3 protein-coding genes are annotated in these 1447 nt (G+C 38.4%); all 3 read left to right on the forward strand.

Annotated elements, in window-relative coordinates:
* The first annotated feature begins 326 nt into the window (after nt 1-326).
* The 3 genes from AACR75_RS06450 to AACR75_RS06460 are packed head-to-tail and all read left to right on the forward strand — an operon-like array spanning nt 327 to nt 1158.
* Nucleotides 327-542: a DUF4177 domain-containing protein gene (locus tag AACR75_RS06450; RefSeq protein ID WP_017420689.1), complete on the forward strand. Its 216-nt coding sequence runs from the start codon at nt 327-329 to the stop codon at nt 540-542.
* A gap of 20 nt (nt 543-562) precedes the next feature.
* Nucleotides 563-769 carry a membrane protein insertion efficiency factor YidD gene (gene yidD / locus AACR75_RS06455; protein ID WP_255209451.1) on the forward strand — a complete coding sequence of 69 codons (207 nt, stop codon included), beginning with the start codon at nt 563-565 and terminating at the stop codon, nt 767-769.
* On the forward strand, nt 769-1158 hold the full coding sequence (locus AACR75_RS06460) for a hypothetical protein (protein ID WP_047691867.1): 390 nt from the start codon (nt 769-771) through the stop codon (nt 1156-1158). The genes yidD and AACR75_RS06460 overlap by 1 nt, the downstream gene beginning before the upstream one ends.
* Nucleotides 1159-1447 lie beyond the last annotated feature (289 nt).

Consider the following 1447-nt stretch of genomic DNA (forward strand, 5'->3'; position numbering starts at 1 on the left):
ATTTTTTGTTTCTTTGCTGATTCAGAATTTTGGTTTATAAATAAATCGGTTAGTTGGTTTCAAGTTTACAAAAAAGCTCGTTCTTTAGTTGTGAAAGTATCGTTATCAATCGGTTGGCCTAACAAACGGCTCAAGAGGGATTGCCAACGCTTGGCGACTTTAGTACAAAATTGAAGTTCAGTGTTTACAGTGTGTTTTTTGAGTTCGGTGGTGCGTTGTCAACCCCTTAGCCGGGCGTTATACAACACACTTCACGAATACTCGTCTTGATGCATTTGAGTTCTTAATGTAACATGCTGTTTTTATTAAATTAGTTGGTTATAAATATGACAAAGTTTACAGAGTATAAAGTGGTGCACATTGTTGAAGGTGGCTGCGGTACAATATTGCTTGGGGCTAGTGGTTTGCCTGTACAGAAGATGGAAGCAGAGCTTAATAAATATGCACAAAGTGGATGGCAAGTTGTGTTCCAAGTAGTTGAACAGAAGCGCTTTATGCTGTTCTGGAAAAGAGAAGCAGTGATCATTACTCTGGGTCGCTAAGCTTGCTTAAGTACATCTCTTTGAAATTGATTCATCGCTACCAGGCTAGCGGTGGATCAAAGCAGTTGTTGAATATTGAATGTAATTTTGAGCCAACATGCTCTGAATACACAAGACAATGTATTGCAAAGTACGGAGCAGTAAAAGGTTGGAAGCTTGGTTTGGCGAGAATTAAACGTTGTAATCAACCGAATCTCGTTGAAAAAATACATGATGAGGTGCCTTAATACGAATGTTTGAATCCACTGAACAGTTAGAAGAAAACGAAGAGCTGCTAAGAAAGCAGGTGAACTTGTTACCTGAAGTACAGAAGAAAGAATTTTATAATCGCCAATCAAAAAAGCTCAAAGATCCTGACACCTATGCAACGTTGAATTGGTTTTTCCTTGGTGGTTTTCATCATTGTTATCTCGGCAAATACGGATTGTTTGCATTGGAAATAACAATGCTATTAGTAAGCGTTGTTGGTCTTGTCTTAGGTCACACCAGCGCACTTCTAATCCTCGTGTTGCTAGTAATTTATGAGTTACCACAATTGTTCTTTTCTCAAAAAATAGCCCGGCAACACAACTATGACTTATCTTGTAAAATTTTTAATGACGTCAGACGCAATTAGACTAAAACTTTTTGTATAACAAGCAATTTAAGAGGGATTCCCAACGCTTGGCATTCTTGCTTCTACTTCAATTTTAGTGGTTACGGTACAATGCTTTAGGTTGGGTGGTAGCGTTGCTCACCCCTTAATTGGGCGTTATGGCTCCCAAATTGAGTTGGTTACGAATGTCGATAAATTGGTTCAAATTGGAGTACTATGCTGCGATTGCGCTGATTTGAAGAACACGATGACAATTCCAATTAAAAATGTATCTAGTACGGAAATTTCTTGCTCAAACTGTCAGGCTTGT

The sequence above is a fragment of the Vibrio sp. ZOR0018 genome (assembly GCF_963865925.1).
GTDB lineage: Bacteria > Pseudomonadota > Gammaproteobacteria > Enterobacterales > Vibrionaceae > Vibrio > Vibrio anguillarum.

Bases quoted from the DNA above. Each gene is read 5' to 3' on its own strand.
- AACR75_RS06450 (WP_017420689.1), top strand. From the start codon at position 327: ATGACAAAGTTTACAGAGTATAAAGTGGTGCACATTGTTGAAGGTGGC.